Source organism: Psychrobacter sp. DM4 (genome assembly GCF_051307035.1).
GTDB lineage: Bacteria > Pseudomonadota > Gammaproteobacteria > Pseudomonadales > Moraxellaceae > Psychrobacter.
The window spans coordinates 1,341,535-1,365,741 of sequence record NZ_CP195536.1 but is presented as its reverse complement, the minus strand read 5'-3'; the positions used below and the strand labels follow the sequence as shown (position 1 = coordinate 1,365,741).

The 24,207-nt window shown below is 45.6% G+C and carries 13 protein-coding genes; 3 read left to right on the top strand and 10 right to left on the bottom strand.

Annotated elements, in window-relative coordinates; translation table 11 throughout:
- Positions 1–114: 114 nt before the first annotated feature.
- From ACR64G_RS05835 to ACR64G_RS05795, 9 genes are all read right to left on the bottom strand, one after another.
- Entirely contained in the window at positions 115–3,423 is a 3,309-nt protein-coding gene (locus tag ACR64G_RS05835; RefSeq protein ID WP_435980561.1) for a type I restriction endonuclease subunit R, read from the bottom strand.
- Positions 3,424–3,639: 216 nt separating this feature from the next.
- Entirely contained in the window at positions 3,640–4,362 is a 723-nt protein-coding gene (locus ACR64G_RS05830) for a hypothetical protein (RefSeq protein WP_435980560.1), read from the bottom strand.
- Positions 4,363–4,396: 34 nt separating this feature from the next.
- Complete coding sequence (locus ACR64G_RS05825; protein ID WP_435980559.1) at positions 4,397–5,761, bottom strand: restriction endonuclease subunit S; 1,365 nt, start codon at positions 5,759–5,761, stop codon at positions 4,397–4,399.
- Positions 5,761–8,163 (bottom strand): type I restriction-modification system subunit M, encoded by a 2,403-nt coding sequence (locus tag ACR64G_RS05820; RefSeq protein ID WP_435980558.1) that lies wholly within the window; start codon positions 8,161–8,163, stop codon positions 5,761–5,763. The genes ACR64G_RS05825 and ACR64G_RS05820 overlap by 1 nt, the downstream gene beginning before the upstream one ends.
- Positions 8,164–8,446: 283 nt before the next feature.
- The gene (cobA, locus tag ACR64G_RS05815) at positions 8,447–9,376 is read right to left on the bottom strand and encodes a uroporphyrinogen-III C-methyltransferase (RefSeq protein ID WP_435980557.1); all 930 of its coding nucleotides are present in this window, start codon (positions 9,374–9,376) and stop codon (positions 8,447–8,449) included.
- Between the two features lie 124 nt (positions 9,377–9,500).
- Positions 9,501–12,935 carry a molybdopterin-dependent oxidoreductase gene (locus ACR64G_RS05810; RefSeq protein ID WP_435980556.1) on the bottom strand — a complete coding sequence of 1,145 codons (3,435 nt, stop codon included), beginning with the start codon at positions 12,933–12,935 and terminating at the stop codon, positions 9,501–9,503.
- A complete protein-coding gene (locus tag ACR64G_RS05805) occupies positions 12,932–14,368 on the bottom strand; it encodes an NAD(P)/FAD-dependent oxidoreductase (protein ID WP_435980555.1) in 1,437 nt (478 codons plus the stop codon). The genes ACR64G_RS05810 and ACR64G_RS05805 overlap by 4 nt, the downstream gene beginning before the upstream one ends.
- An 81-nt stretch (positions 14,369–14,449) precedes the next feature.
- The gene (locus tag ACR64G_RS05800; RefSeq protein WP_435980655.1) at positions 14,450–16,441 is read right to left on the bottom strand and encodes a protein kinase domain-containing protein; all 1,992 of its coding nucleotides are present in this window, start codon (positions 16,439–16,441) and stop codon (positions 14,450–14,452) included.
- Between the two features lie 238 nt (positions 16,442–16,679).
- Positions 16,680–18,188 carry a NarK family nitrate/nitrite MFS transporter gene (locus ACR64G_RS05795; RefSeq protein ID WP_435980554.1) on the bottom strand — a complete coding sequence of 503 codons (1,509 nt, stop codon included), beginning with the start codon at positions 18,186–18,188 and terminating at the stop codon, positions 16,680–16,682.
- Positions 18,189–18,841: 653 nt separating this feature from the next.
- On the opposite strand from ACR64G_RS05795, the gene nirB reads away from it, so the two are divergent.
- From nirB to cynS, 3 genes are all read left to right on the top strand, one after another.
- On the top strand, positions 18,842–21,424 hold the full coding sequence (gene nirB / locus ACR64G_RS05790) for a nitrite reductase large subunit NirB (RefSeq protein ID WP_435980553.1): 2,583 nt from the start codon (positions 18,842–18,844) through the stop codon (positions 21,422–21,424).
- A 98-nt stretch (positions 21,425–21,522) separates the two neighbouring features.
- The gene (gene nirD, locus ACR64G_RS05785) at positions 21,523–21,879 is read left to right on the top strand and encodes a nitrite reductase small subunit NirD (protein ID WP_435980552.1); all 357 of its coding nucleotides are present in this window, start codon (positions 21,523–21,525) and stop codon (positions 21,877–21,879) included.
- 69 nt (positions 21,880–21,948) lie between these two features.
- Positions 21,949–22,389: a cyanase gene (gene cynS / locus ACR64G_RS05780; RefSeq protein ID WP_435980551.1), complete on the top strand. Its 441-nt coding sequence runs from the start codon at positions 21,949–21,951 to the stop codon at positions 22,387–22,389.
- 22 nt (positions 22,390–22,411) lie between these two features.
- Here the strand turns inward: cynS and ACR64G_RS05775 are convergent, their stop codons facing one another.
- A complete protein-coding gene (locus ACR64G_RS05775) occupies positions 22,412–24,130 on the bottom strand; it encodes a protein kinase domain-containing protein (RefSeq protein WP_435980550.1) in 1,719 nt (572 codons plus the stop codon).
- Positions 24,131–24,207 lie beyond the last annotated feature (77 nt).

The window sequence follows — 24,207 nt, the reverse complement described above, 5'->3', positions numbered from 1 at the left end:
AAAAAGAGTCCTGTCTCTTTGAGCTGATACCTAACATTCCACTAGGAATAAGCGCTCAAAACATTGATGATCATGCTTGGCAAACTTATAGAAACGATTTGAAGGTTTGCTTTGTTAAGCACTTAACTTCGTATCAAGCATCAACCGAATAAACGTCTTAAACTGTTTTGGGTTAGACAATAAGTGCATGGTCATACTCTCAAACGTGCCCTTAGCATCAAACATAGCGTCCTCAGCAGCATTTGGGTAACCACCTAGCATAATCTGATCAACACTGTTATTGGTGAACTGCTTGACTACGATCTCGTTCTCAGTGACTTTATCCCAGATGGTATTCATAAAATTAACTTTATCTTTATCCGTAAAGTCCTCGCCTGCAAACACCTCGTTTAGCTTAGTGATGACTTGCGATAGTAGCTCTTCTTTTTTGTCCTTAGGCTTAGCCGTACCAGCACCGCCGCCCGCGTCAAGCTCACCGCTACTCTCTTGTAGCTTGAGGTCTTGCTGATAGAGCTTTGAGACACGGTAATGACTCATCACGATATTACTCAAGTCGATATCGTCCTCATCACTGACGCTCTCACGCAATAGCGGCTGTAGGTTACGGGCGTATAGGCTAAGCTTCTCAAGATCCTTGCTGTCATAATCGACAATCTGCGACATAAATTCATACTGGCGGGTAAAAGTACCTAAATCCTTTTTGAATATCTCAAGCTCGTCTTGCTTGGTCTTAAAGCCTTTGTAGTCGTTCTCAGCATTAGTAATCAGTACCACATTACCTGTCGTTTTGGTTTCCTCAAGCATCATTTTGGCGTGCTTTGCTTGTGTACGCGCCTCAAGATATTGCTTTTGCCAGCGCTCAACCGCAGGCTTACAGATGTTACTTAGGGTGGCGTTAGATTTATTCTTACTATAAAAGGCGCTAACGAACTGCTCAACTTCATGCCACAAAAATATTTGAGGTGCACATAGTCTCTCATAAAGGTCATAAATCTGATCGGGATCAGACACATCCGCCAAGCTCGCAGTCTCATAATACGGCTGAAAGGCGGCTAAGATATCGTCAGGATCGTTAAAGAAATCGAGCACAAAGGTACCACTCTCCGCTTTACCTTTATAAGTGCGATTAAGCCGTGACAAGGTTTGCACACAATCGACACCTGCTAACTTCTTATCGACATACATCGCACACAGTTTGGGCTGATCAAAGCCCGTCTGAAACTTGTTCGCCACTAGCATTACTTGATAATCGTCACTATCAAAGGCAGTACGTAGGTCACGTTTTTTTAGACCAATATTCATATTATGTTCAGTGAACTTTTCGCCGACCAAATCAGGAATTAGCCCGCTACTATCAGGGTCACTGCTATTTTGTAAATCATGGTCATCAAAAGTCACCTCTCCTGAGAAGGCAACCATCGCATTAATACCGCGATAACCGTTATCAGCAATATAGCTATCAAAGGCGATCTTATAACGCACCGCCTCTTTACGAGACCCCGTTACCACCATCGCTTTAGCTTGCCCGCCTAGTAAGCCTTTGACGTTGTCATTAAAGTGTTCAATAATGACTTTGACCTTTTGCGCGATATTGTAGTCATGGAGACGTACCCAGTTACTAAGCTTAATCTTGGCGCGGCGCGAATCCACTTCATCATCAGCGGCGAGCTTTTGCTTGAGCTGATAGACCACTTTATAGTTGGTGTAGTTTTTGAGCACATCTAAGATAAAACCCTCCTCTATCGCTTGGCGCATAGAATAGACATGATAGGACTCAGGTTTGTTCTGTTTGGAGGCGGGCAAACTAGGATCAGGCAAACGCCCAAATAACTCAATGGTTTTGGGTTTAGGCGTGGCGGTAAAGGCGTAATAGCTGAGGTTCGGACTACTACGGCGCGCAGCAAGATTGGCCTCCATTGTCTGATTGATGACATCCTCATCAGATAACGCGCTATCCTCGCTCTTCTTTATCTCACCTGAGACCAAGACCTCTTTGAGCTGACGCGCGGTAGAGCCTGTCTGTGACGAGTGCGCCTCATCAGCGATGATGGCATAACGGCGCGATTTGAGGACGCTTGAGTCTTCAATCGCTTTGAGGACAAACGGAAAGGTTTGAATCGTGACGATGATGATCGGCTGCGCATTAACGAGCGCGCTGGCGAGTTGCTCAGACTTTGAGCCGTCACCCTCATTTCTACTGATCTTACCGACGACGCCATCGGCATGTTCAAACTGATAGATAGTGTCCTGTAGCTGGTCGTCCAGTATCGTGCGATCGGTGATGACGATGACCGAATGAAACTGCTTATCACCATCGCTATTGTAAAGAGTCGATAGCTGATGCGCCGTCCATGCGATAGAGTTGGACTTGCCTGATCCCGCGCTGTGCTGAATCAAATACCTTTGACCAGCGCCTTCACTAATAGCAGCACTAACCAATTTGGTCACAACGTCCCACTGATGATAGCGCGGGAACATCATAGTTTCCTTTTTGGACTTAAGCCCGATGACGTCCTCTTCTTCCTCGATCTGTAAGTGCATAAAGTGGCCGAGGATTGCCAATAAATTGTCTGGGGTGAGCACGTCATTCCATAGGTAGTCGCTTGCATAGCGGCTGCTATCTGCTGGCACGTCATTACCCGCGCCGCCACTGGCTGTGCCTTTGTTAAAGGGTAAAAAGTAAGTGTTCTCGCCTGCCAGCTTCGTTGTCATATAGACTTCATACTGACTGACCGCAAAGTGTACTAGTGCGCCGCGCTTAAACGTCAGTAGTGGTTCAGGTTTGCCCGTGTCAGGGTCTTTTGGCAGGCGGGTGCGCTTATACTGAGTAATCGCGTTTTGTACCGCTTGCTTAAACTCCGACTTTAGCTCCATCGTCACCACGGGCAAGCCATTGACGAACAATACAATATCGATACGGTTGCGCTTCGCGACTTTGCTATTAGGACTGTCTTTTGAACTAATATGCGGACTATAGACAACCTCAGACACGATACGGCAGATATTGGCCTCGTAGCGTGCCATAGTCGCAGGGTTGAGGCTGTGCTCAGGCTTGAACTGGCATAAGTTAAAGCGCGCGTTACGAATCTTGAGACCATGACGCAAGACACCAAGCGTGCCATAAGTGCGCGAGGCTCTATCAGTTGAGTGTTCGTCAGCCTTACCCAGCTGCTTGACCAATGCGGCGATAAAATGACGCTCAGAGTCGATAGGATGAGTACGGCAGAACTTCTCCCATTCCTGCGGCTGGGTGGTCTGCACAAAGTCGAGCACGTCTTGCTCATATAGTGCCGTCTCTGCCGTATAGCCGCTAGGTGTACCCAGTTGCCAGCCGTGCGTTTGCATTTGGCTGACGATATCGGCTTGGAAGACAGATTCGTAGGTAACGTTGTGTGCGTTAGTAGCAGTGCTAGTTTGAGTCATGGCATGGTTCTTATTATTAGTTTATTGGTGTAGAGGGTTTTTAAGCACCGAACTTTTAGATAAGCCTCGTCAATACGGTATTTAATTTTGACTAAGTTGTTGATTAGGATTCATCTTACTTTTAGCCTATATCTTGTGGGTGCATGACATGCACTCTACTAGGCTTTAGCCTAGCAAAAAACCTGACTGCTGGGCTAAAGCCGCAGCCTACGCAAACTAAGGCTCAGCACAAACCTTGGTCAAACTCTCACCAAACACTATTTTATTCAGTTGTTGCCGATAGATATAGGTTTTTTCGGAGTCGGCATGATAGACCTGATCATTGACGCAATTGCCAAAGCCAAAGGTAATCAAGTCAATTTTGGCATACTTGGCAGGATTACTGGCTTTCTCATCTTGATAACGGGACATGGCATAGCTATTTGTTAACGCGCGTTTTTCAACCAGCTGCTGCCATTTATCCTGTACGGCGGTTTCGTTACGAAAAAAGGGTTCGATGTATTGCTTGCACATCAATGGACTCTGCCGCATAGCTTGTATGGGTTCTAAATAAGCCAAAATAGTTAGCTTATTGTGTTTATACTCCCCATCAATAGACTTGACCAACTCTTGCTTATAACCTTTTGCGTCAGGCACCACATCAAGTCGTTCAACATTATGCTTAACTTGTTTATACTCTTCAGTCAGTGTTTCTAGGTCGGTCATAGATAGCGTATCTAAGTCATTAATATCCATCGGTGGAAAAAAGCTATTTAGATTTGAGCTATTTAAATGGTCGAAGACAAAATGTGAGTTTTCGATTTGCTTAGCGCTATACTTTGTATTATCAAACTCGCCTCGATTATCGCATAGCTCATCTTGCCAGTGATAGACTTCGGCTTGGGCGCTAGTGGTAACCGCTATTGCGCCTAATAAAGCTGCTACGGTAAACTTTTTCACCCTATAATTCCTTTTATTGTTTTCTGTATTTATTTTAACGGCTTTTGGGCGCAACCCAACCCCGCACATCAATCTTACCCGTAACCGCGGCAGATATTAAAGCGGTGCGGCGTTCTTGCATAAGTTGAATAGCGCGTTCTGCATTATCTATTAAATCATTAAACTTACTTTTCATTCTTTCAATGTACGAAATAATTTCCTGTTGTTCATCAATAGGAGGAAGACTTACTTTAACGTATTTAACTTCTCCACAATTTAGATGAGGGTGCATGCCACCTGTTCGTATTGAGTATAATATTGCATAGCCATAATCTGATTGAAGGATGAATGACAAAAACCCACCTAAAATTAAATGTGCTTTTGGTTGTAAAATAATTAGAGCATGGCAGTTGTAGCCTGCTTCTTTGCTTGTAACTAGACCTATATCTCCAGTACCTGCGCCTGTTTGAACGACTAATACGTCCTGCTCTCTTAAGATAGATTTTGAATGCTTCTTACTCCATTCTTCTCTTACGAAATATGCATCATCAAAGTTCACATTCCCACGTTTAATATGGGTAGCTTGTATGTATGGCACTCCATTCGGTACTAAAATATCTCGGGTAGGTCCAACATAGCCATTAGTGATTTTTTGAGTTAGCTTTGATATTGCCATAATCTCCCAATGCTCAGGCACTTCCCCCAACCACTCCACCCCAGAATCTTTCATTGGTGAGTCAGGGTTTAAGCCTTTAGTCACCGCATGACTGATGACGGCTTGGCGCTTTTCTTTTAACAGTTGGATAAGAGTTTGCTGTTTTTCGATTAGCGTATCGATCTGCGCGGTCTCAAAGTCGAGGAAGTTGGCGATTTGAACTTGCTCTTCTTTCTCAGGAAGAGAAATCCTTATATTCCCTAATAAACCTCTGCTAATTCTTTGCATAGTTGCACCACGAGCTAAGTTAGCCGTGTTGTGAAAATACTCGGAACTTGAAAAAAGATGTACCAAAAACCGTTTACAGTAAATGATATCTGGTCGCAAAATTACATTATCTACTGAAGTCACTATTCGGTTATTTAAATTGGGTACAAGGCAAGCTCTACCAATAGGTAAATTCAGTCTAGATATAAGAATATCCTGCTCAAAAACCTCACTACAGTTTAACTTTTGAAAAACTTGGTCACTAATAAAGCCAGTTCCTTGTTCTTTATACTGTCCTTCTCCAACATTGCCAGTAGTAATATATCGAATGCCAGAATCAGAAATATCCTTACTTTCTATCCAGTCACCATCCAAGAATAGTGTGTCTTTTTCTGAAGCTAAGTATTTAATAGGAACTGGCTGCCAATGGCTAGGCACTTTTTCCAACCACTCAACCTCAGAATCCTTATACTCATCATATTGCTGATACTTCACCATTATGAATGCACCTCACCCAATAACTGCATAATCTCGCTACTGACCGCGTCTAAGTCCGCATCGATATCAGCAAGCGCGCGCGGTGGCTCATAGACATAGTAATGGCGGTTAAAGGGTATCTCAAAGCCGACGATGCCGACCTCTTCATCGATGGCATCGGTCTTGTCGCTATTGATCCACGCATCAGGCACATGCGGCTGTACTTCACGGGCGAAGTAACTTTCAATCAGCTCAGTGGTGGTCACCTCAGGATTGAGCGGCACATTTTCATAATCACGTAGGTCGCTATCCGTTTGGAACTCTACAATTTTGGCTGGCTTGTCTGCTTTTTGAGTAGTCGCGGTAGGCTTATAACTAAACGCACCATAAAGCGGATTAGCCACCTTGACTGTCTTTTTGATGACAGGCTCTGCTTCAGGGTTTTTCCACGTGATAGCATCGATAATCTGCTTTTTCTCCTTAGCATCAAGACTAAGATCTAAACTGGCATCAGTATCTTTAAGCGCTTGCTTAAACACCTTTTCAAACGCATTGAAATCATCGAATTGGCTTGTACCTATCGCTGCTTGCAAGGCCTTGGCTTTAGTCATGATCTTAAGCTGGTCTTGCCAGAGTTTGGTATCCAGCACATCTTTGATTTGCTTCTCTTTTAGCTCGCTAAAGTCGGCCTTAATCATCGCACGGGCATCAATAGTGACCGCTGATAAATCGCCGTAGTTTTTAGAGTCGTCCACGCTTGTCCATTGGCTACCAAACGCCTCATATAGCGCTGGCATGACCATATCGAACGGTTTAGGCGCATAACGTAGGGTTTCGATAGCATCGTCAGAGAGCTGGGCGGATAGACGGAGCGGACGCTCAATGGTGATGCGGCGATAGCCAAACTCATGGGTCTTAAATATCTTACTGGCAAAGGTCTTGGCAGGTGAGCTGGCACTTTTGGAATGGGGGTTGGCAGACTGACGGCCACGGTTAGATTTCACTTCCTCTGGCTTGTCTAATACACGCGCGTCAACTACTTCAAAGTCACCAAAACTACGAGTAATGGTTTTGATATCCTCATCGCTCATCTCATTACGCTTTGAGCCGAGCGACTTACGCATCTTGCCGTATAGATTGCTACCGTCGATCAATTGCACGTGACCTTTACGCTCAGGCGCTTTCTTATTGCTCAACACCCATACATAGGTAGCGATACCTGTGTTATAGAACATATCGGTAGGCAGGGCGATAATGGCCTCAAGTAAATCCGCCTCAAGAATATAACGGCGAATCTCACTCTCGCCGCTACCTGCGCCGCCCGTGAATAGCGGTGAGCCATTCAAGATGATACCGATACGGCTGCCGTGGTGCTCATTGGCGCGGCTCTGTTCACTATTGGCAGTCGTGTTCTGCAGCTTGCTAATCAGATGCATCAGGAACAATAGCGATCCATCAGACACGCGCGGCAAGCCTGCACCAAATCGACCGTCAAAGCCTTTTTGCTCGTGCTCGTCTTTGATCTCACCTGATATCTTTTTCCAATCTACCCCAAACGGCGGATTGGACAGCATGTAGTCGAACTTTTCCGCGACCAGTTGATCACTGGATAAGGTATTGCCCAGCTTGATGTTATTGACTTCCTGCCCTTTTATCAGCATATCGGCTTTACAGATGGCATAGGACTCAGGATTTAGCTCTTGCCCATAGGTACGCATGACCGCATCAGGGTTGAGCTCTAGCACGTATTCCATACCAGAGGACAAAAAGCCGCCCGTCCCTGCTGTCGGGTCATAAATGGTACGAATAATACCTTCCTTGCTCAGAACACTGTCATCTTCCATAAACACCAGTGACGTCGTCAGGCGTACAATATCACGCGGGGTAAAGTGCTCCCCTGCGGTCTCGTTTGAGCTTTCAGCAAAGCGGCGGATCAGCTCTTCAAACACAAAGCCCATTTCGTGGTTGGATATCGCCTCAGGACTCAGATCAGTATTGGCGAACTTTTGCACCACTTTATATAGCAGGTTAGCATCGGCGAGCTGCCCGATGAACTCTTCAAACTTGAAGTGCTCAAATATCTCGCGCGCATCTTTTGAGAATGATTGCACGTAAGTGTTGAGGTTATCCTTGATATCACTCTGACCCATCTTGCTTAAGTCCATGGGCGAGATATTGTAGAACGGTCGCTTGCTGGCACGTATGATGAACTTCTCTTGCGCTTCCTCTGGCAGACCCATATCAGCGATACGTTGGTTTTCGGCAACCACAGCGGCTTTGGTCTCTGATAATACGCACTCTAAGCGGCGCAGTAGTGTGAATGGCAGGATGATACGACCGTATTGAGATTGCTTAAAGTCGCCGCGCAATAAATCAGCGACAGACCAGATGAAAGCCGCTGTTTGAGAGAAGTTTTTGGTCATAAAAGGCATCTTTTGTTTGATAGGCAAGGTTGAATGCTATTATAAAATCTAAAATAAATAAATGTTCAGTAAGATATTTAGAATTATATCAGGTCTACAGGGGAGTTACAGGTATGGCAGGTGTGGTTGATAGAAAATTATTAACTGTAATATATAGTCAGATTAATGATGATGTATAGTAATCGATTACTCGTCAACGGGCACCATAAAAAACCCTATAAGTATCTGAATTGACACTGATAGGGTTACGCCTTAACTAGTCTTGAGTTTTATGATAGTTATCTTATAAAACAACACTCTCATAACTCGATACCAGACCTTTAGCCGCTATCGTGTCTTGCATGTTAGCAAATACACGGTTGCCCGAAGCGCCAAGATTATAGGCTGCAAACTCCTTATGCAATCCGACCACATCGCCCATGATCAGTAATGCTGGTGTCGGCAGATTGGCGTACGCCTGCTGCGCTGCAATATCCTTTAGCGTACCAATGAGCACTTGCTGTGTGGGCATGCTTGCATGACTGATGATGGCAAATGGCGTGTCACTAGCGCGTCCTGCCTCTATAAGCCCTTGTGTCATCTGCTCCAGCCGATGTAATCCCATATAGAACACAACCGTCTGCGTAGTATCGAGCATTTCAGTATAGTCATTGTTAGGCGCGCCAAGCTTTTTGCACGCGGTCACAAACTTGACGGACTGCGCATGATCACGATGCGTTAAGGGAATACCGGCGCGATTAGACGCTGCACTCGCTGCGGTCACCCCAGGGATTGACTCAAAGTAGATGCCATGACGCACGACTTCTTGGAGCTCTTCGCCGCCGCGTCCAAAGATAAAAGGATCTCCGCCCTTTAGTCTGACCACTGTTTTGCCTGCCTGCGCATGTTTTACGAGGAGCTCATTGATATTCTCTTGCGGCAACGCATGATTGGCACGGCGCTTACCGACAAATATTTTTTCGGCTGTTATCGCGCACATATCTAATATATCTTGCGATACTAAGCTGTCATAGAGCACTACATCAGCGCGCTGCATCACTCGTAATGCCTTGAGTGTCAACAGCTCAGGATCACCAGCGCCTGCACCTACTAAATAGACAATGCCCGTACATACAGAGTTTTGTCTATCGGATACTTTGGCATTTTGCGCACATTTTTGATGGATTACGTTATCTGTTATACAGCTTGGAATAGATACAGATGAATCAGTCATGGCGATAGCTCCTAAAGCAGTATTGGTACAACAAAGTAAACATTTGAATAGGGCGTGTTGAAACGGTGGCTAACGGATAGCAAGTCACGCCTAATAAGTTGCAAGCGATGTGCCATACACTTATCTAAACCGGCGCGAGCGGCGCGTACTGCGCAATCAATGCATTAATCTGACCAACACAAGAGCCACAGTTGGTGCCTGCTCGGCACTGTTTGCCAACGGCTACCGCACTTGTACAATGGTGTTTGGTTATCGCATTAATAATGATATTCTCTCCGACCGCCATGCATGAGCAAACCAGCTTGCCCGGGTCAATATAACCACTGGCAGGACGTCCTGCTAATAGCCATTTATAGCGCTGCTCATGTGGGATTTGCATAGTATCGGCAAAACACCCATCAAGCCAATGGACGCTAGGTAATGACTGTGATGTTGATGCTAGATACACAGCCATCATGAGCTGCTCAGACGGCTCAACCTCAGTCTCCATGTTGTCTGTAGCAGACTGATCTACTACTGTACTATCACCTGATTGAGTCATAATAAAACGTAATTGATTGTACGACTTATTCAGTGTAAATGCGGTGTTGATCCCTGCTTGTGGCAGTGCGTTTGCTAATCGATGAGAGGACGATTTTGTCAGTACGTCGTCTGACAAGGCGGATGAAAACTCTGAGGCAATATGCTGTGATGTTTGCATAGATGCTGCAAACTGCTGCCAAAATTCAGGGTCGCACAGTATGTCGCTACTCTGAGCCATCGGGCTTGCAATATGGAATAACACGCTGTTGGTTTGGTGGCTTAGATTCCAAGTGAGGGCAGGAAGCTGACTTGATAAAGGCTTATTTGATTGTGCATCAAAACTAGCCAAAATAGTACGTAGCTGCACTATAACGGCGTCTTGCCAGTCAGGATGCACCAAAATCTTGCCAAAAGCTTGCATCGGCACTGGCGTGAGGCTAATCGCTGAGTTTTTGAGTTCAGGCTGTCCTGAATGCGGATCCACGACCGTTGGTATCAGCGTACCCATACGAGCAAAGCTGGCAAAAGCATTGCTCCAGTGCATTGGCATAAACGCATCGCCCGCGCGCATACTGTCACTAATCGCCACTTGTGCCAGCACTTGACTGGCTGTTGCCTCATTGGCAAATGATGCTTTATCGCTCGCAGCAGTCGCATCGTTATTAGCATTGTTAGTAGTATCGTTATTGGCATCGTTATTGTCATACCTACTATAAAGCCTTACAAAATCATCAACCGATAGATTTAATCGCTGTGCGTCATCTGGATGTATGGTGACGGTTGGCACGGATTGGTGTTGATTGAGCTGCGGGGCAAGGCCAGTACGAGTCATCGTATGCCACTGGTCACGAAGTCTGCCAGTGATGAGGCGTAGATCAATAACAGGCTGATCGAGCGGTTGCTGATTTACACTATTATCATTCTCTTTATCGTGCTGGTTACGCGGCTCTCTACGCTGATGCAAATTGGGTAGACTGGCATCATCAGCGGGCGTAATCGCTATCAGCTGGGCTTTAGTGCAAGAGTCGGTTTGCTTAGATGAGTTGGCTACCGAATTACCTGCGGTATGAATCATCGAGATACGCGTGCCGCCCCATTGAAATGGCAGTAGCGCATCATACTCCTCAATACTAAGCACACTCGTCTGAGTCATTTGAGTAATAGGCTGATTGCCCTCTTTGATATCGGTAGTAAATGCGGTCAAATCGTTAGTAAGGTTAAGAAAGCGAGGTTGATTGTTAGTAGATACAGTAGCGCTGGTTTCTTGTTCTGGATAGCCGTCATTGCGATAAGTCGTTAAGGCCACATGCTCATTAAATATCTCGCTAGGGTTTTGATAATCAAACCCTGAAAACCCCATGCGCGTGGCGACTTGTGACAGTATCCACCAGTCAGGTTTTGCAACCCCTACCGCAGGCATCAAAGGGCGTTGACGAGAGATACGCCGCTCAGAGTTGGTGACCGTACCAGATTTTTCGCCCCATCCTTGCGCGGGCAATACAATATCCGCGCAGTGCACTGTATCGCTGTCCACTGAGCAATCAGACACTATGACCAAATCACAATGCGCGAGCGCTTGGCGGAACTTATCGGCCTCTGGCAAGCTGACCACAGGATTGGTCGCCATGATCCAAATGGCTTTGATACGACCATCCAAGATTGCATCCGCAGCATCACACGCCTTAACACCAACTTTTGGAGTGATAGCCTGAGGCGACTGCCAAAATTCAGCGACCAGTTGCCGATGATCGGCATTATCCAAGTCCAAGTGCGCCGCCAATAAATTCGCAAGCGCCCCAACCTCTCGTCCGCCCATGGCATTAGGCTGCCCTGTGAGCGAAAACGGACTGGCGCCTACTTTGCCCACGCGACCAGTGAATAGATGCGTATTGATGATAGCGTTGACTTTATCAGTGCCACTTTTGGATTGATTCACGCCCATACTAAAGGCGGTCACTGTTTTATCAGTAGTCGCAACCGAATCGTAAAACTGGCGAATACTCTCGGCAGGCACTTGGCAAGCGCTCGCCACCTTATCAATACTCCATGGGTTAGCCGCGCTCAAAGCGTCAGCTATACCTAAGCTTTGTTTGACGTATTCGTCATCTTGGCACCCTTGCTGCGCCAGATAATGCAATAGACCATTGTATAAATGGGTGTCCGTGCCAGCAGCAATCGGCAAGTGCAAATCGGCAAATTCACAAGAGTCGGTACGGCGCGGGTCAATGACGATGAGCTTTTTGCTAGGATCGGCTTTTTTGGCGGCTAAAAAGCGTCCAAATAAAATAGGATGACACCACGCCATGTTTGAGCCGACAAGTACCAATAAGTCACAAGCCTCCAAATCCTCATAATTGCCCGGTACTAAGTCTGCGCCAAATGCCCGTTTGTGCCCTGCCACCGCTGATGACATACACAGTCGAGAGTTGGAATCGATATTATTATTCCCAATAAAGCCTTTAACGAATTTATTAGCCACATAGTAGTCTTCGGTCAATAGCTGCCCTGAAACATACAGCATGATGCTATCTGGGCCGTGTTTGTCGATGGTGTCGTTCAAGCGATGAGCAATATCTCCTAACACAGTATCCCAGTCGGTGTTTGCAATGCGCGGTTTGGTAGCCGATACCTCTACAGCGCTATTGTCAGAAGGTGTATCTGATGACTCTAACAGCATCGGCTGTTGCCGTTGCATAGACGCCAGCTTGTTTTGATAGTAAGGCTGGGTCAATCGGCGCGCGGCGCCCAAGGTTTGCGCGAGCGCACTGCCCTTTGAGCACAGTTTGCCAAAGTTGGCAGGATGCTCAGGATCGCCTGTTACACTGATATGACCTGTTGTATCGACACGGGCTAAAACCCCACAACCAACACCGCAGTAAGGGCATGTGGTGCGAATAGTCGTTGCTAAATTTTCATTCAAAGCCTCTAGCGGATTCGTCTGAGTCGCGCTTATGTCCTGTGTTGCAATAACTTGGCTGTTCATATTTTGGGTATCTTTAGAGATTTCTAGGGGTTTTTCGATGAGGGTATCATTCATGAGGCTTCCTCTACTAGATCACATATTTTGCTATTGTTTTTATCATCACTCGTCGTACTCTTATGCGTAGTGCTTGAATGTAATGCATCCAAATCGCAATAAGCCGCGCCAAAGAGCAAGTTGTCTTTTATAGGAGTGATATCGACATTATCCATAATCAGCTGACTATAGAAGCTACCTTCATTGACGTCACCGTATAGCACTGCGCCGACGATCTTATTATCTCTTAGGTAGAGACAGTGATAGTGGTTCAAAGTAGGTTGGCGATAAACCAAAGTCTCGATGTGCTCAGCCGTGCTATCGTCAAAGGCGATTTCACCCGCTGAGAATGCCGCTACGCCAGATACTTTTAATTTTAATGATAAAGGTTTGCTGACGAAGGGTTGCCAGTGCTCTTGTGAGGGTGCATTTGATGCCATAGCAGGGTCTGATATAACGGTATCTTTTAGTACCGTTACTAGCGTATCGACTTGCTGATTGACGGGCGCGACCATCCCAAACAGCTCGCCATCAAGCTCCACACACTCGCCGATTGCATAGACATGCGGGCAACTGGTATGCATACAGTTGTCAACGATAATACCGCGATTGACCTCAAGACCGCTGTCTTTGGCTAGCGCCGTATTAGGCATCACGCCGACTGCCATGACAATAAAATCAGCAGCTAAGGTGCGCCCGTCTTTTAGAGATAATCCGCACACCTCGTCGGCCTCATTGATAACAATCGCTTCGGTATTGGCAGACACCTCAAGCCCAACGTTGCGGCGACTCAGCTCAGCTTGTAGCAACTCTGCGGCAGGTAGATCCAGCTGGGTGTTGAGTACGTAAGCATCCACATGAATGACCGTCATGCTCGCCCCTTGTCCTGCTAGAGCACACGCCGCCTCCAGTCCCAATACCCCGCCGCCAATCACGAGTCCCGTTTTGCCTTGACGGGCGTATTCAGTCAGTGTGCTGACATCCATAGAATCTCGAAAGACATGTACCCCTTTAGCCTTATGATTGGGAAACGGTATCACGCGAGCGGTTGATCCTGTAGCGATCACTACTTTGGTATAGTGTAGCGTCTGCCCGTTATCAAGCTCAATACACTGCTGATTGGTATCCATCGTATCCACGCTGACCCCAGCCAGCACCCTAATGCCCAACTGCTCATAGTCTGATTGGTCATACAGGTAAGTATCATCAAACGCGGTATCTCCTGCCAGCACAGGCGATAACATAATGCGGTTGTAGCCCACGTGGCTCTCTTTGCTAATCAAGGTAATTGGCGGATGGACGTCAGCATCATTTAGCTGCTGCGCCCTTGCCAGCTCAATAGCAAAACGGCTGCCTGCCATACCAGCACCGATGATGATGATGCCCGCATTTTCAGTAACGTCTATATTATGACTATCGGATTGAGTGGTAGGTGATGACTTATAAAGCGACATAGAGCGTATCCTTAGCCGCGTGGTGCAGCGTGAAATAAATGATGATCTGTCATTGATAATGTATGCTTGGCGCATAAGCACTTATGCCAGATAAACCCACAGCAATAAAATGATGATGACAAACTGTATAAAGCAAATGCTATGCCATACCAGTAAAGGGTTGCGCTGAATAAGCGGTTCAGGGTCACGACTGTTTGCCCTATTATCAGGGTTAAAATCCTGTAAGAACTCACCGATGGCTTGATAGCGTGCATTAGTATTAGAATGTAGCGCCCGCATAAGTGCCTGCTGACTGATAGCGGGTATGTTGTTTTGGCGTAGCGGCTGGGCAGGCATCACTAGAGCGTGCTGCGGATTCATGAGATCTTGCGTGCCAAACGGCAGCTGTCCTGTCAGTAGCTCATAGCCGATTACCGCTATTGAAAAAAGATCCGAATGCACGCCTTTTGGTGCATCGGTGTAATACTCTGGTGCAGCGTAATGCAAGTCGCCATTAGGCGGGCGCGTACTGTCTTTTAGAATGGAGGAGCTTGCCGAACCAAAGTCGATTAGCTTGACCGCGCCTGCTTGAGTTAAAAGCACGTTTTCAGGCTTGATGTCTTGGTGCAACAGATAGTTGCGATGCATCACCCGCACCGCCATGCCGATCTTGGTCAGTAGATCATAAGTCTGCCAGACATCACACGGCGCATTGCGTTCAATAAAGTCCCGTAGGCTCTCGCCCTCAATGTATTCCGTTAAGTGATACAGATAGGTGGTGCTGGCAGGTACAGGATAGTAACGCAGCAGTCCTGACGCACTAAATCCAGAACTTATACTTTGGCTTTGGATGCTACTACCATTTAGAGTAGTCATGTGCAACCGATTAGGATCAGCTTGATTAAAAGCGGACTCGCCTGCGCGTCGATGTTTTGAGAGGCTAAGGCCAATCTTGCGCTCCTTCAAAAAATCACGCAAATAGTGACCATCATCGATAGTATCGAGACTCGGGGATTTCAAGACATAGTCGTTTTTATGCTCATCTTGTACCAAATACACATCACTGCGAGCGGTGCGCGCAATGATAGTCATTACTGTGAATCCGTCGATACTATCGCCGACTTCTAAGCCTGTCGGTAGCTTATAACGGGGCATATCGCTATCGCTACTACTTTGATCTGAGCTATTCAAAGCGCTTGCTTGACCAGATTGGCATGGTGTTGCATCCATACTAAGCATTATCATGCTCAAATTATCATGACTACCCTCAGCAAAGGCGTGCTCGCAGATTGTCTGACTGGCGTTGAACCCAGTAGGTAACTTGTGCTCGGCAGCGACCGATTCAAACATATTGGTCGCTGCCGAGCACAGCTCGAACTGTAACTCTGTGGCGTCGATATGCTCATACACGCCATCAGTCATGATGGCTAAGGATTCGTCTTGATGTAGTGTAAATATCGACTGTTGCAGATCCAGTTGCGTATCCGCCCCAATCGCTGCTGAGAGCGCTCCTTTGTCCTGACCGCGATGGATACGATGATCTTCACTCAGTACGGTCAGACTGTCTATCCCGATACGATAAATACGTGAATCACCCGTATGAAACAGATGAATACGATCGCCAATACATAATAAGCCTGACAATGTGGATAACAAAGGCGGTACGCGCTGATAGGCTTGCGGGATGCACAGGGTATCATTAGCCTTATTGACCGCGATCTTGATGAGACTAGCGATTTGATCGTCATCAAAACTCATTGTTGAGGCTTGATAACGGTGATCCTTGTTGTTGCTTTGGGTCTGTTTGTTGTCGTCAGAGTACTTTTGCGCCTCGCACTGTATTTTAGCTAATTTTGACAAGGCTAACGTGAGCTTGTCAGCGACGGTGTTGATCACCAGTTGACTGGCCTGCTTTGGAAACTGACAAGCGCTCACCCCATCTGCCATGAGTACTAGCAAAGGCGCAGGAGGGGTTGTTATCTCATCAAAAAGGTTTGAATCGTTCGTGCTATCTGATGTTTTATCTAAAAAATGATACGGCAAACAAGTGGTTATCAAAAGACTATCTTGGTTTTCAGATTTACGGCCTTTCATGGTAAAAAAGTCAAGCCACCACAAGGCATGATCTGCCTCAAAATGACTTGATTTTGGTGATGAAAATTTTGGTGATGAAAGTAAGGATGACTGACCACCAGATTCAGTGCTTACTTGAGCACTCACAGCGCAACCATCTGGCTGATTATTACGAGCGCCTTGTTCGTCGGCATTTTGACTGGTTCTTTGAGTAGTATTCAAAGTCATCCTTATTTGGTTCTTTTTTGGTTTTTTAGTGCTATTTATGACTCACTTGAATCTCAGCAAAGCTGCCATCTGGCATCTCTTCTAAGATAGTACCTTCTGGCTCTTTAAGTAAAAATAAGGCGAAGAATCCAATGACTGCGGTTGCGGCAATGACAAAGAAAAATACTTGATAAGAGACAAGGCTGAGCACCGTGAGATAGACGACTGAGCCGACGTTACCATATGCACCGGTCATACCTGCAAACTGCCCTGTCATACTGCGCTTAATCAGGGGAATGACAGCAAAGACGGCACCTTCGCCTGCTTGTACAAAAAACGAGCAAAACATAGTGATTAATAATGCTAGCGCCAGTGGCCATGTTGAATCAAGAAAGCCCATCAATAGATAACCGACGGCTAGACCCGCCGTTAAAATCAACAGGGTAATCTTGCGACCGAATTTATCACTGAGCCAACCGCCACCAGGTCGTGACATCAGATTCATAAAGGCATAACTTGATGCCAATACACCTGCCATGACAATCGATAAACTAAAGGTCTCTTGATAAAACAAAGGCAGCATAGAGACAACCGCAAGCTCTGAGCCAAAAGTCGCAAAGTATAGAATATTTAAGATACCGACTTGCTTAAAGTCATAACGATGCGCTTCAGGGACAGGCGTGGTAAACACCTCTTTATTGAAGCGGTAGCTACTAATGAACTCATAGACATACAAGACCGCTAGGCCAATGTAGACCATCGTAACACTCGATTGGCTAAGCAAACTGACACCTGAAGGTGACAATTTCCACGCCAATAATGCTAAAGCTAAGTACATCGGTAGTTTAAAGACCATCATCAGCCAAAAGTCGCCCGATGAGGTCACCATCATCGCGCCCGACTTTTTAGGCTTAAAGTAAGTCGCGCCTTTAGGAGTATTGCGTGCCATTCTATAAAAAATAATACTATAAAGCGCCATTACGACACCCGACGTCGCCGTCGCATAACGCCAGCCCTCATCACCACCGAATATAGCCGCTGCAATGATAGCGACAGTAGGTAGTAATAGTGCCGCAGCAGCTGAACCGAAGTTACCCCAGCCGCCATAGATTCCTTCAGCCGTACCCAACTCATTGGGCGGGAACCAATCGCTCATTAAGCGAATACCTACCACGAAGCCTGCGCCCACAAAGCCGAGTAAGAAACGAGACAGAGCTAAGGTGTTGTAATCTTGGGCGAACGCAAAGGTAAAACAGGGAATCGCACCAATCGATAAAATCGCTGTATAAACGATGCGTGGACCGAAACGGTCGGTAAGCATTCCGATGATGACGCGTGCAGGAATAGTCAAGGCGACGTTGAGAATGAGTAAGGTTTTGACCTGATCTTTGGTCAGATTAAGCGTCTCACCAATCGCTGATAAGAACGGCGCATGGTTAAACCATACAAAAAAGGTAAGAAAAAATGCCATCCAACCTAAGTGAAGGATTTTATTTTTACCCGCGAACGATAGGACATTTAACTTATCTTTAGTAGGAGTAACAGGGTTTGGCGACGACATAGACAGCTTCCTTAAAGGACTAACTTTGGGATTTTTTTGATAAAGGTAACAAGTTACGTTTAAAGAACTCATCGATTTAGATAATTGAAGCGGTGCAATGGCTATGCCAGTTGTCTTTGTGTAAACTCCTGAAAAAGTAAAAATTAGCCTGCTAATTTGAGGGTTACGCGTTGTTTTATAAGGGATAACCCTGAAATCAAAGCGCCAATACTATTTTAAAATGATTAATAATAGCCTGGTTTTGTTAGTACGTTTACTGTGCATTAACAATTGCATTGAACCCTAGTTTGGTGCGTAATGCATCTATTTTGGTGCACTAAAGCTATATTAAAAATAAAATATTTGACTGCTGCTCTACGCTAAGCTCTCTTTATCAATCGTGCTACTGCGTGTCCCATACCTTTATAGACCCTGATGCAACCCTCCACTTCTGTCAGCAAAAACCCTACAGATATGACAGCCTATAGTTGTGCTTGGCACGATTATTGAAGTCTTATAAACAGCAGGTATCTGAATGCTCTGTTGCGTGATATCACCGATCAGAGTTCCTAAAACATATTGAGCCATGCTAAACATGGTCATTATTAAGTGTAAGCAAATCCCATGGTTATACAGAGCATTCAGTCAATCCCCCCTTCTAAAAGGACAGAGGCATGAGTAGTACAATGAATATAAGTAGCAAAGGTAACCTAGTCGTCATCGGCAACGGTATGGTCGGTCATCATTTCGTTGAGCGCGCCATTGAACAAGGACTACATGAACAATTTGAGATTCATGTATTCGCTGAAGAGGATCGCCCTGCTTATGATCGCGTTTATCTATCTAGCTATTTTGAGCACAAGGATGCCAGCAAACTCAACCTTGTCGATCTCAACGTTTACGAATCATCAAAGGTAAACTTGCATCTTAATCAACGCATTGTAGATATCGACTCGACGACTCAATCCATTACCACAGAGGACGGCGAGCAGATTGAGTACAGCGAGCTGGTTTTAGCGACAGGCTCCTACCCCTTTGTGCCACCGATTCCGGGTCGCGAGCATCCGCATTGTCACGTGTATCGTACGATTGCTGATTTGGATGATATTTTAGCGACAGCTGAATTACCTAAAGTCAAAAAGGGCGTGGTCGTCGGTGGTGGTTTGCTTGGACTTGAGGCTGCAAAAGCGCTCGTGACTCTAGGTCTTGAGACTTATGTGGTCGAATTTGCGCCGCAACTGATGGGCGTTCAGCTTGATGCCGCAGGCGGCGAGATCTTAAAACGCAAAATCGAAGCACTGGGCGTTACCGTCTTGACAGGTAAAAACACCAAAGAAATTATCTCTCATACCGTCACAGACGATGACGATTGTTTTTTGACCATGCAATTTGCTGATGGCACCTCTCTTGATACCGATTTAATTCTCTTTAGTGCGGGTATCCGTCCGCAAGATGGCATTGTCAAAGACAATCCTGAATGCGGTATCGAAATGGGTAGCCGTGGCGGGATTTTGATCGATGAGCAGTGCCGCACTAACGCGGAGCACGTCTATGCCATTGGCGAATGTGCGGTATGGGACAACAAGGTATTTGGTTTGGTTGCGCCCGGTTATAGTATGGCGAGCATTTGCGCCGCACAAATTGCGGGTGATAGTGAGCAAATATTTGCTGGTGCTGATATGAGTACCAAGCTCAAACTGATGGGCGTAGACGTTGGCAGTATCGGTGATGCCCATGGTACTACTGAGGGCGGACTGAGTTATCTGTACCAGAATCCAGCAGAGGGTATCTACAAGAAGCTGGTGACCACGCCTGATAATAAGCGTCTGCTTGGTGCGGTATTGGTCGGTGATACCGAAGACTATAATAACTTATTACAACTGTATCTCAATGATATTGACTTGCCTGCGCATCCTGAAAGTCTGATATTACCTAATGTCGAAAAGCCGGTCATGGGCATTGATAATCTGCCAGATACCGCCACGATTTGCTCTTGTTATAACGTCACCAAAGGCGCGATCTGCGCCGCGGTCGAAAACGGTGCGTACTCCATTGCTGATGTCAAAGCGGTCACTAGTGCTGGTACGGGCTGCGGTGGTTGTGCGCCCATGGTCAAAGATACCTTGAGCTATCAGCTGACTACCCTTGGCTTTGAAGTCAATAACGACTTGTGCGAGCATTTTGCCTACTCGCGTCAGGACTTGTATAGCTTGATTCGCGTCCACGGCATCAGAACCTTTGATGAGCTACTCACTGAACACGGTAGCGGTCATGGCTGTGAGATTTGCAAACCGACCGTCGCCTCTATCTTGTCCTCATGCTGGAATGATTATGTACTCAAACCTGAGCTGACCCCACTACAGGATAGTAATGATTACTATCTAGGCAATATTCAAAAGGATGGCACGTATTCGGTCGTACCCCGTGTACCAGGTGGTGAGATTACCGCCGATAAGCTCATCGTACTCGGACAAGTCGCCAAAGAATTTAATCTATACACCAAGATCACTGGCGGACAGCGAGTCGATCTGTTCGGTGCGCGTATGGAGCAATTACCTGATATCTGGACACAACTGGTAGAAGCAGGCTTTGAGACGGGTCATGCCTACGGTAAGTCGTTACGCACGGTCAAGTCTTGTGTGGGTAATGACTGGTGTCGATATGGGGTGGATGACAGTATGGGTCTGGCGATTAGATTAGAGGATCGTTACAAAGGCGTACGCTCACCGCATAAGATCAAGATGGGCGTATCAGGATGCATGCGCGAGTGTGCTGAGGCGCAGAGTAAGGACTTTGGCATGATCGCAACCGAGAATGGCTGGAACTTATTCGTCGGTGGTAACGGCGGCATTACTCCGCGCCATGGCGAGCTGTTTGCAACCGACCTTGATACTGAAACGATGGTCAAGTATATCGACCGTATTATTATGTTCTATATTAAAACCGCCGATAAGCTACAGCGCACCTCAAAGTGGCGCGAGAGCTTGGATGGTGGACTTGAGTATCTACAAGCGGTCATTATTGACGACAGCTTAGGTATCGCAGATGAGCTTGAGGCACAAATGCAGCTACTGGTCGATAACTATGTCTGTGAGTGGAAAGCCACTATTACTGATAGCGAAAAGCTCAAACGCTTCCGTCATTTTGTGAACAGTGAGCAAGGCGATGATAACGTCATCTTTGTAAGCGAGCGCAATCAGATTCGCCCAGCGACGGACGCTGAAAAAGCCAAAATCCAAGTGACTGAGTTGGCATAAATAGTCTACTCCCTTTTTCAAACACAGCGCTAACCCCTTTTATAGATAGCTGTGTTTGAAGTTTTATTTGCTACTCGTTACACGTAAAGGATAACCCTATGATTCAGCACACCGTTTGCCAACTGAATGACATTCTCCCTGAGACGGGCGTTTGCGCGCTCATAGAGGGTAAGCAGATTGCTATCTTTCGCACCAAGCAAGATGACTTATTTGCCCTCGATAATTACGATCCCTTTAGTCAAGCCAATGTACTCTCTCGTGGATTGATTGGTGGTACCACTATCGCAGATGATACGGGCGGCACTGAAGAGGTGCTCTACGTCGCCTCACCTATTTATAAACAGCGCTTTAATTTGGCAACTGGGCACTGCTTGGATGATGAGAGTGTAAAACTTGATATCTATCGAGTAGGGCTTGAAAACAGCAAGGTGGTGGTTAGTACTCATAAAGTCTAGTTAACTTGTCAGTTACATCGCAAACGCCTACTTTTCGTCATTTAATTTAAACTATTGGAGTAATTAAGTATGACACGTGAAGAATTAACAGAAGCAATCATTTTGGCTAAAAAAGAGAAGTCTTTAAGCTGGGAAGACATTGCCGCTCATCTAGAAATGGGCGTTGTTTGGGTGACGTCAGCTTGTTTTGGTAATAATAGTATGCCTGAGGCACCTGCTAGTAAATTATGCTCGTTGCTAGAGCTTGGAGACCAAGCAAAGACTACTTTGATGGAATATCCAACAAAAAGTTGGGGACGTGATGTTCCTCAAGATCCACTTGTCTATAGACTGTATGAGGCAGTTGGTATCTATGGCACTAGCATCAAAGAGGTGGTTCAAGAAAAGTTTGGGGATGGTATCATGAGTGCAATTGACTTCTCTATTGATATAGATAAAGAAGAAAATCCCAATGGGGATAGAGTCGTTATTGTACTTAATGGTAAATTTTTACCTTACAAAACGTGGTAATTCGATCTGCTATATGATTGAGCTACCAATAGTCACTTAAAATCAGGCTAAGCACTACTACTAATAAGGCAGTGCTTACGCCTTGCCAGAATCGCACTGGGTCGCGATCGATCCATGCGGTATTATGCTCAGGTTTAAAATCTGAGCTTGGGCTATTGAGCTCATAAATAAATTCAGAAACTTCTTTATAGCGACGTTTTGGATCAGTATCTAATGCTTTATTTATAGCATAAACAGACCACTCTGGTATACGTATGCCCAGCTCTAACAAGGGTCTAATTTTGAGTTGATTTTGCGCCTTTTTGCTATAGGCACTAGATACCTTTAGGCCATACGGTAATTGACCACTTAGAATCTGATAAGTTAAAATACCCAGCGAAAAGACATCACTTCCTGCCGTACCTACAGCACCTAATAAATACTCTGGTGCTGTATACTGTAAACTACCTGGTATTATATTGTCAGCATTAACCTTATCTAAACCTGCAATGCTAACCTCACCGAAATCAATAATTGTGACCGTCCCTTTGTCATCTATCAAGATATTTTCTGGTCTTAGATCACGATGAATGACCTCGGCGCGGTGCATGACTTGTAATCCAGTTGCAATTTGCTGAATGATAGATCGTACTTGATTAAGGCTCGGTTTTGGATGCTCTGCCATCCATTGAGCTAAGCTCTGAGCTTCAACATAGTGGCTTAGAGTATATAGTTTTGAACGTGGTGTTTTTAGCTTAGGCGCTGTCATCAGATGGGTATTATTTAGACGCCTTGCCACCCACTCCTCCATAAGCATACTTTCAATATGAGTGTCATCTTGACTTTTTTCAGCAGAAGGCGTTTTTAAGACGTACAAATTTTCATTTTGATCTATGACTAAGTATGTGTGGCTGCGCGGCGTTTTACTGAGTGGTCTAACAACATTCAGTCCATCAATTACAGCTCCCTTTTCTAACGAGATTATGGGAGTAAGATCTTTGGTATACCTATAAAACTCACTTCTATCTTCTGCTAGTAGATCATTAATTTTTATCACTAAAGCACTGGCATCATCTACAGAGCCCTTTATAGTAGCCAATTCACAAAGTCTTTGAGCACAGGTAGCACTTGGTAATTTTTCTAATGTCTGAATGATATCATCGTTGTTTAAATGCTCATGAACACCATCGCTTAGTAAAAGGTAAGTTGCGTCCAACTGGGCTTCAACGTTTAGATAATCCAGACGGATATGATCATCTAAGCCTAGTGCTGCACTTAGATAAGTACGTTCATTATCATAAACTTGACGATGATCTTGAGTGAGAATATCGATAATACCCTTATGTAGCATAACGACACGGACATCACCTGAGTGAAATATGTGAATGCTGCGCGATTTGATAATAAGGGTAGCAAATGCACACACATAGCCTTTATTTTGATTAAAGCTGTGCCCGCCTTGTCGACTTTGTGCAACCAACCATGAATTTATTGACAGTAATACTTTGAATCCTGATGTCTTTGTAGACCAAGTCTCTGGTGTATCTAAATAATCATTTAAAAAACTACTCACTGCTATCTGACTAGCTTTTGCACCAAATTGACTCGTACTGATACCATCAGCAACGGCAAATACAGCGCCCTTAGATTGCAACAGACTATCATCAGGCACATAGGCGATAAGGGCGTCCTGATTTACCAGTTTTCCTATTCCTGCTTGTGAATGCTGACTGATACTCACCGAAAGTTTTTTCTGTGTCATTGTGATGTCCAGAAGCTAAGTTTGATCCCTCAATAATAAACCTCGCCTAAGCGAGGTCTATTAATAGCAGAACTCAT

What these genes read in the sequence shown, in the direction of transcription:
- cynS (WP_435980551.1), top strand. Translation starts at nt 21,949, where the DNA reads ATGACACGTGAAGAATTAACAGAAGCAATCATTTTGGCTAAAAAAGAG.
- ACR64G_RS05820 (WP_435980558.1), bottom strand. Translation starts at nt 8,163, where the DNA reads ATGACCAAAAACTTCTCTCAAACAGCGGCTTTCATCTGGTCTGTCGCT.
- ACR64G_RS05835 (WP_435980561.1), bottom strand. Translation starts at nt 3,423, where the DNA reads ATGACTCAAACTAGCACTGCTACTAACGCACACAACGTTACCTACGAA.
- cobA (WP_435980557.1), bottom strand. Translation starts at nt 9,376, where the DNA reads ATGACTGATTCATCTGTATCTATTCCAAGCTGTATAACAGATAACGTA.
- nirD (WP_435980552.1), top strand. Translation starts at nt 21,523, where the DNA reads ATGATTCAGCACACCGTTTGCCAACTGAATGACATTCTCCCTGAGACG.
- ACR64G_RS05810 (WP_435980556.1), bottom strand. Translation starts at nt 12,935, where the DNA reads ATGAATGATACCCTCATCGAAAAACCCCTAGAAATCTCTAAAGATACC.
- ACR64G_RS05775 (WP_435980550.1), bottom strand. Translation starts at nt 24,130, where the DNA reads ATGACACAGAAAAAACTTTCGGTGAGTATCAGTCAGCATTCACAAGCA.
- ACR64G_RS05795 (WP_435980554.1), bottom strand. Translation starts at nt 18,188, where the DNA reads ATGTCGTCGCCAAACCCTGTTACTCCTACTAAAGATAAGTTAAATGTC.
- nirB (WP_435980553.1), top strand. Translation starts at nt 18,842, where the DNA reads ATGAGTAGTACAATGAATATAAGTAGCAAAGGTAACCTAGTCGTCATC.
- ACR64G_RS05825 (WP_435980559.1), bottom strand. Translation starts at nt 5,761, where the DNA reads ATGGTGAAGTATCAGCAATATGATGAGTATAAGGATTCTGAGGTTGAG.
- ACR64G_RS05805 (WP_435980555.1), bottom strand. Translation starts at nt 14,368, where the DNA reads ATGTCGCTTTATAAGTCATCACCTACCACTCAATCCGATAGTCATAAT.
- ACR64G_RS05800 (WP_435980655.1), bottom strand. Translation starts at nt 16,441, where the DNA reads ATGAAAGGCCGTAAATCTGAAAACCAAGATAGTCTTTTGATAACCACT.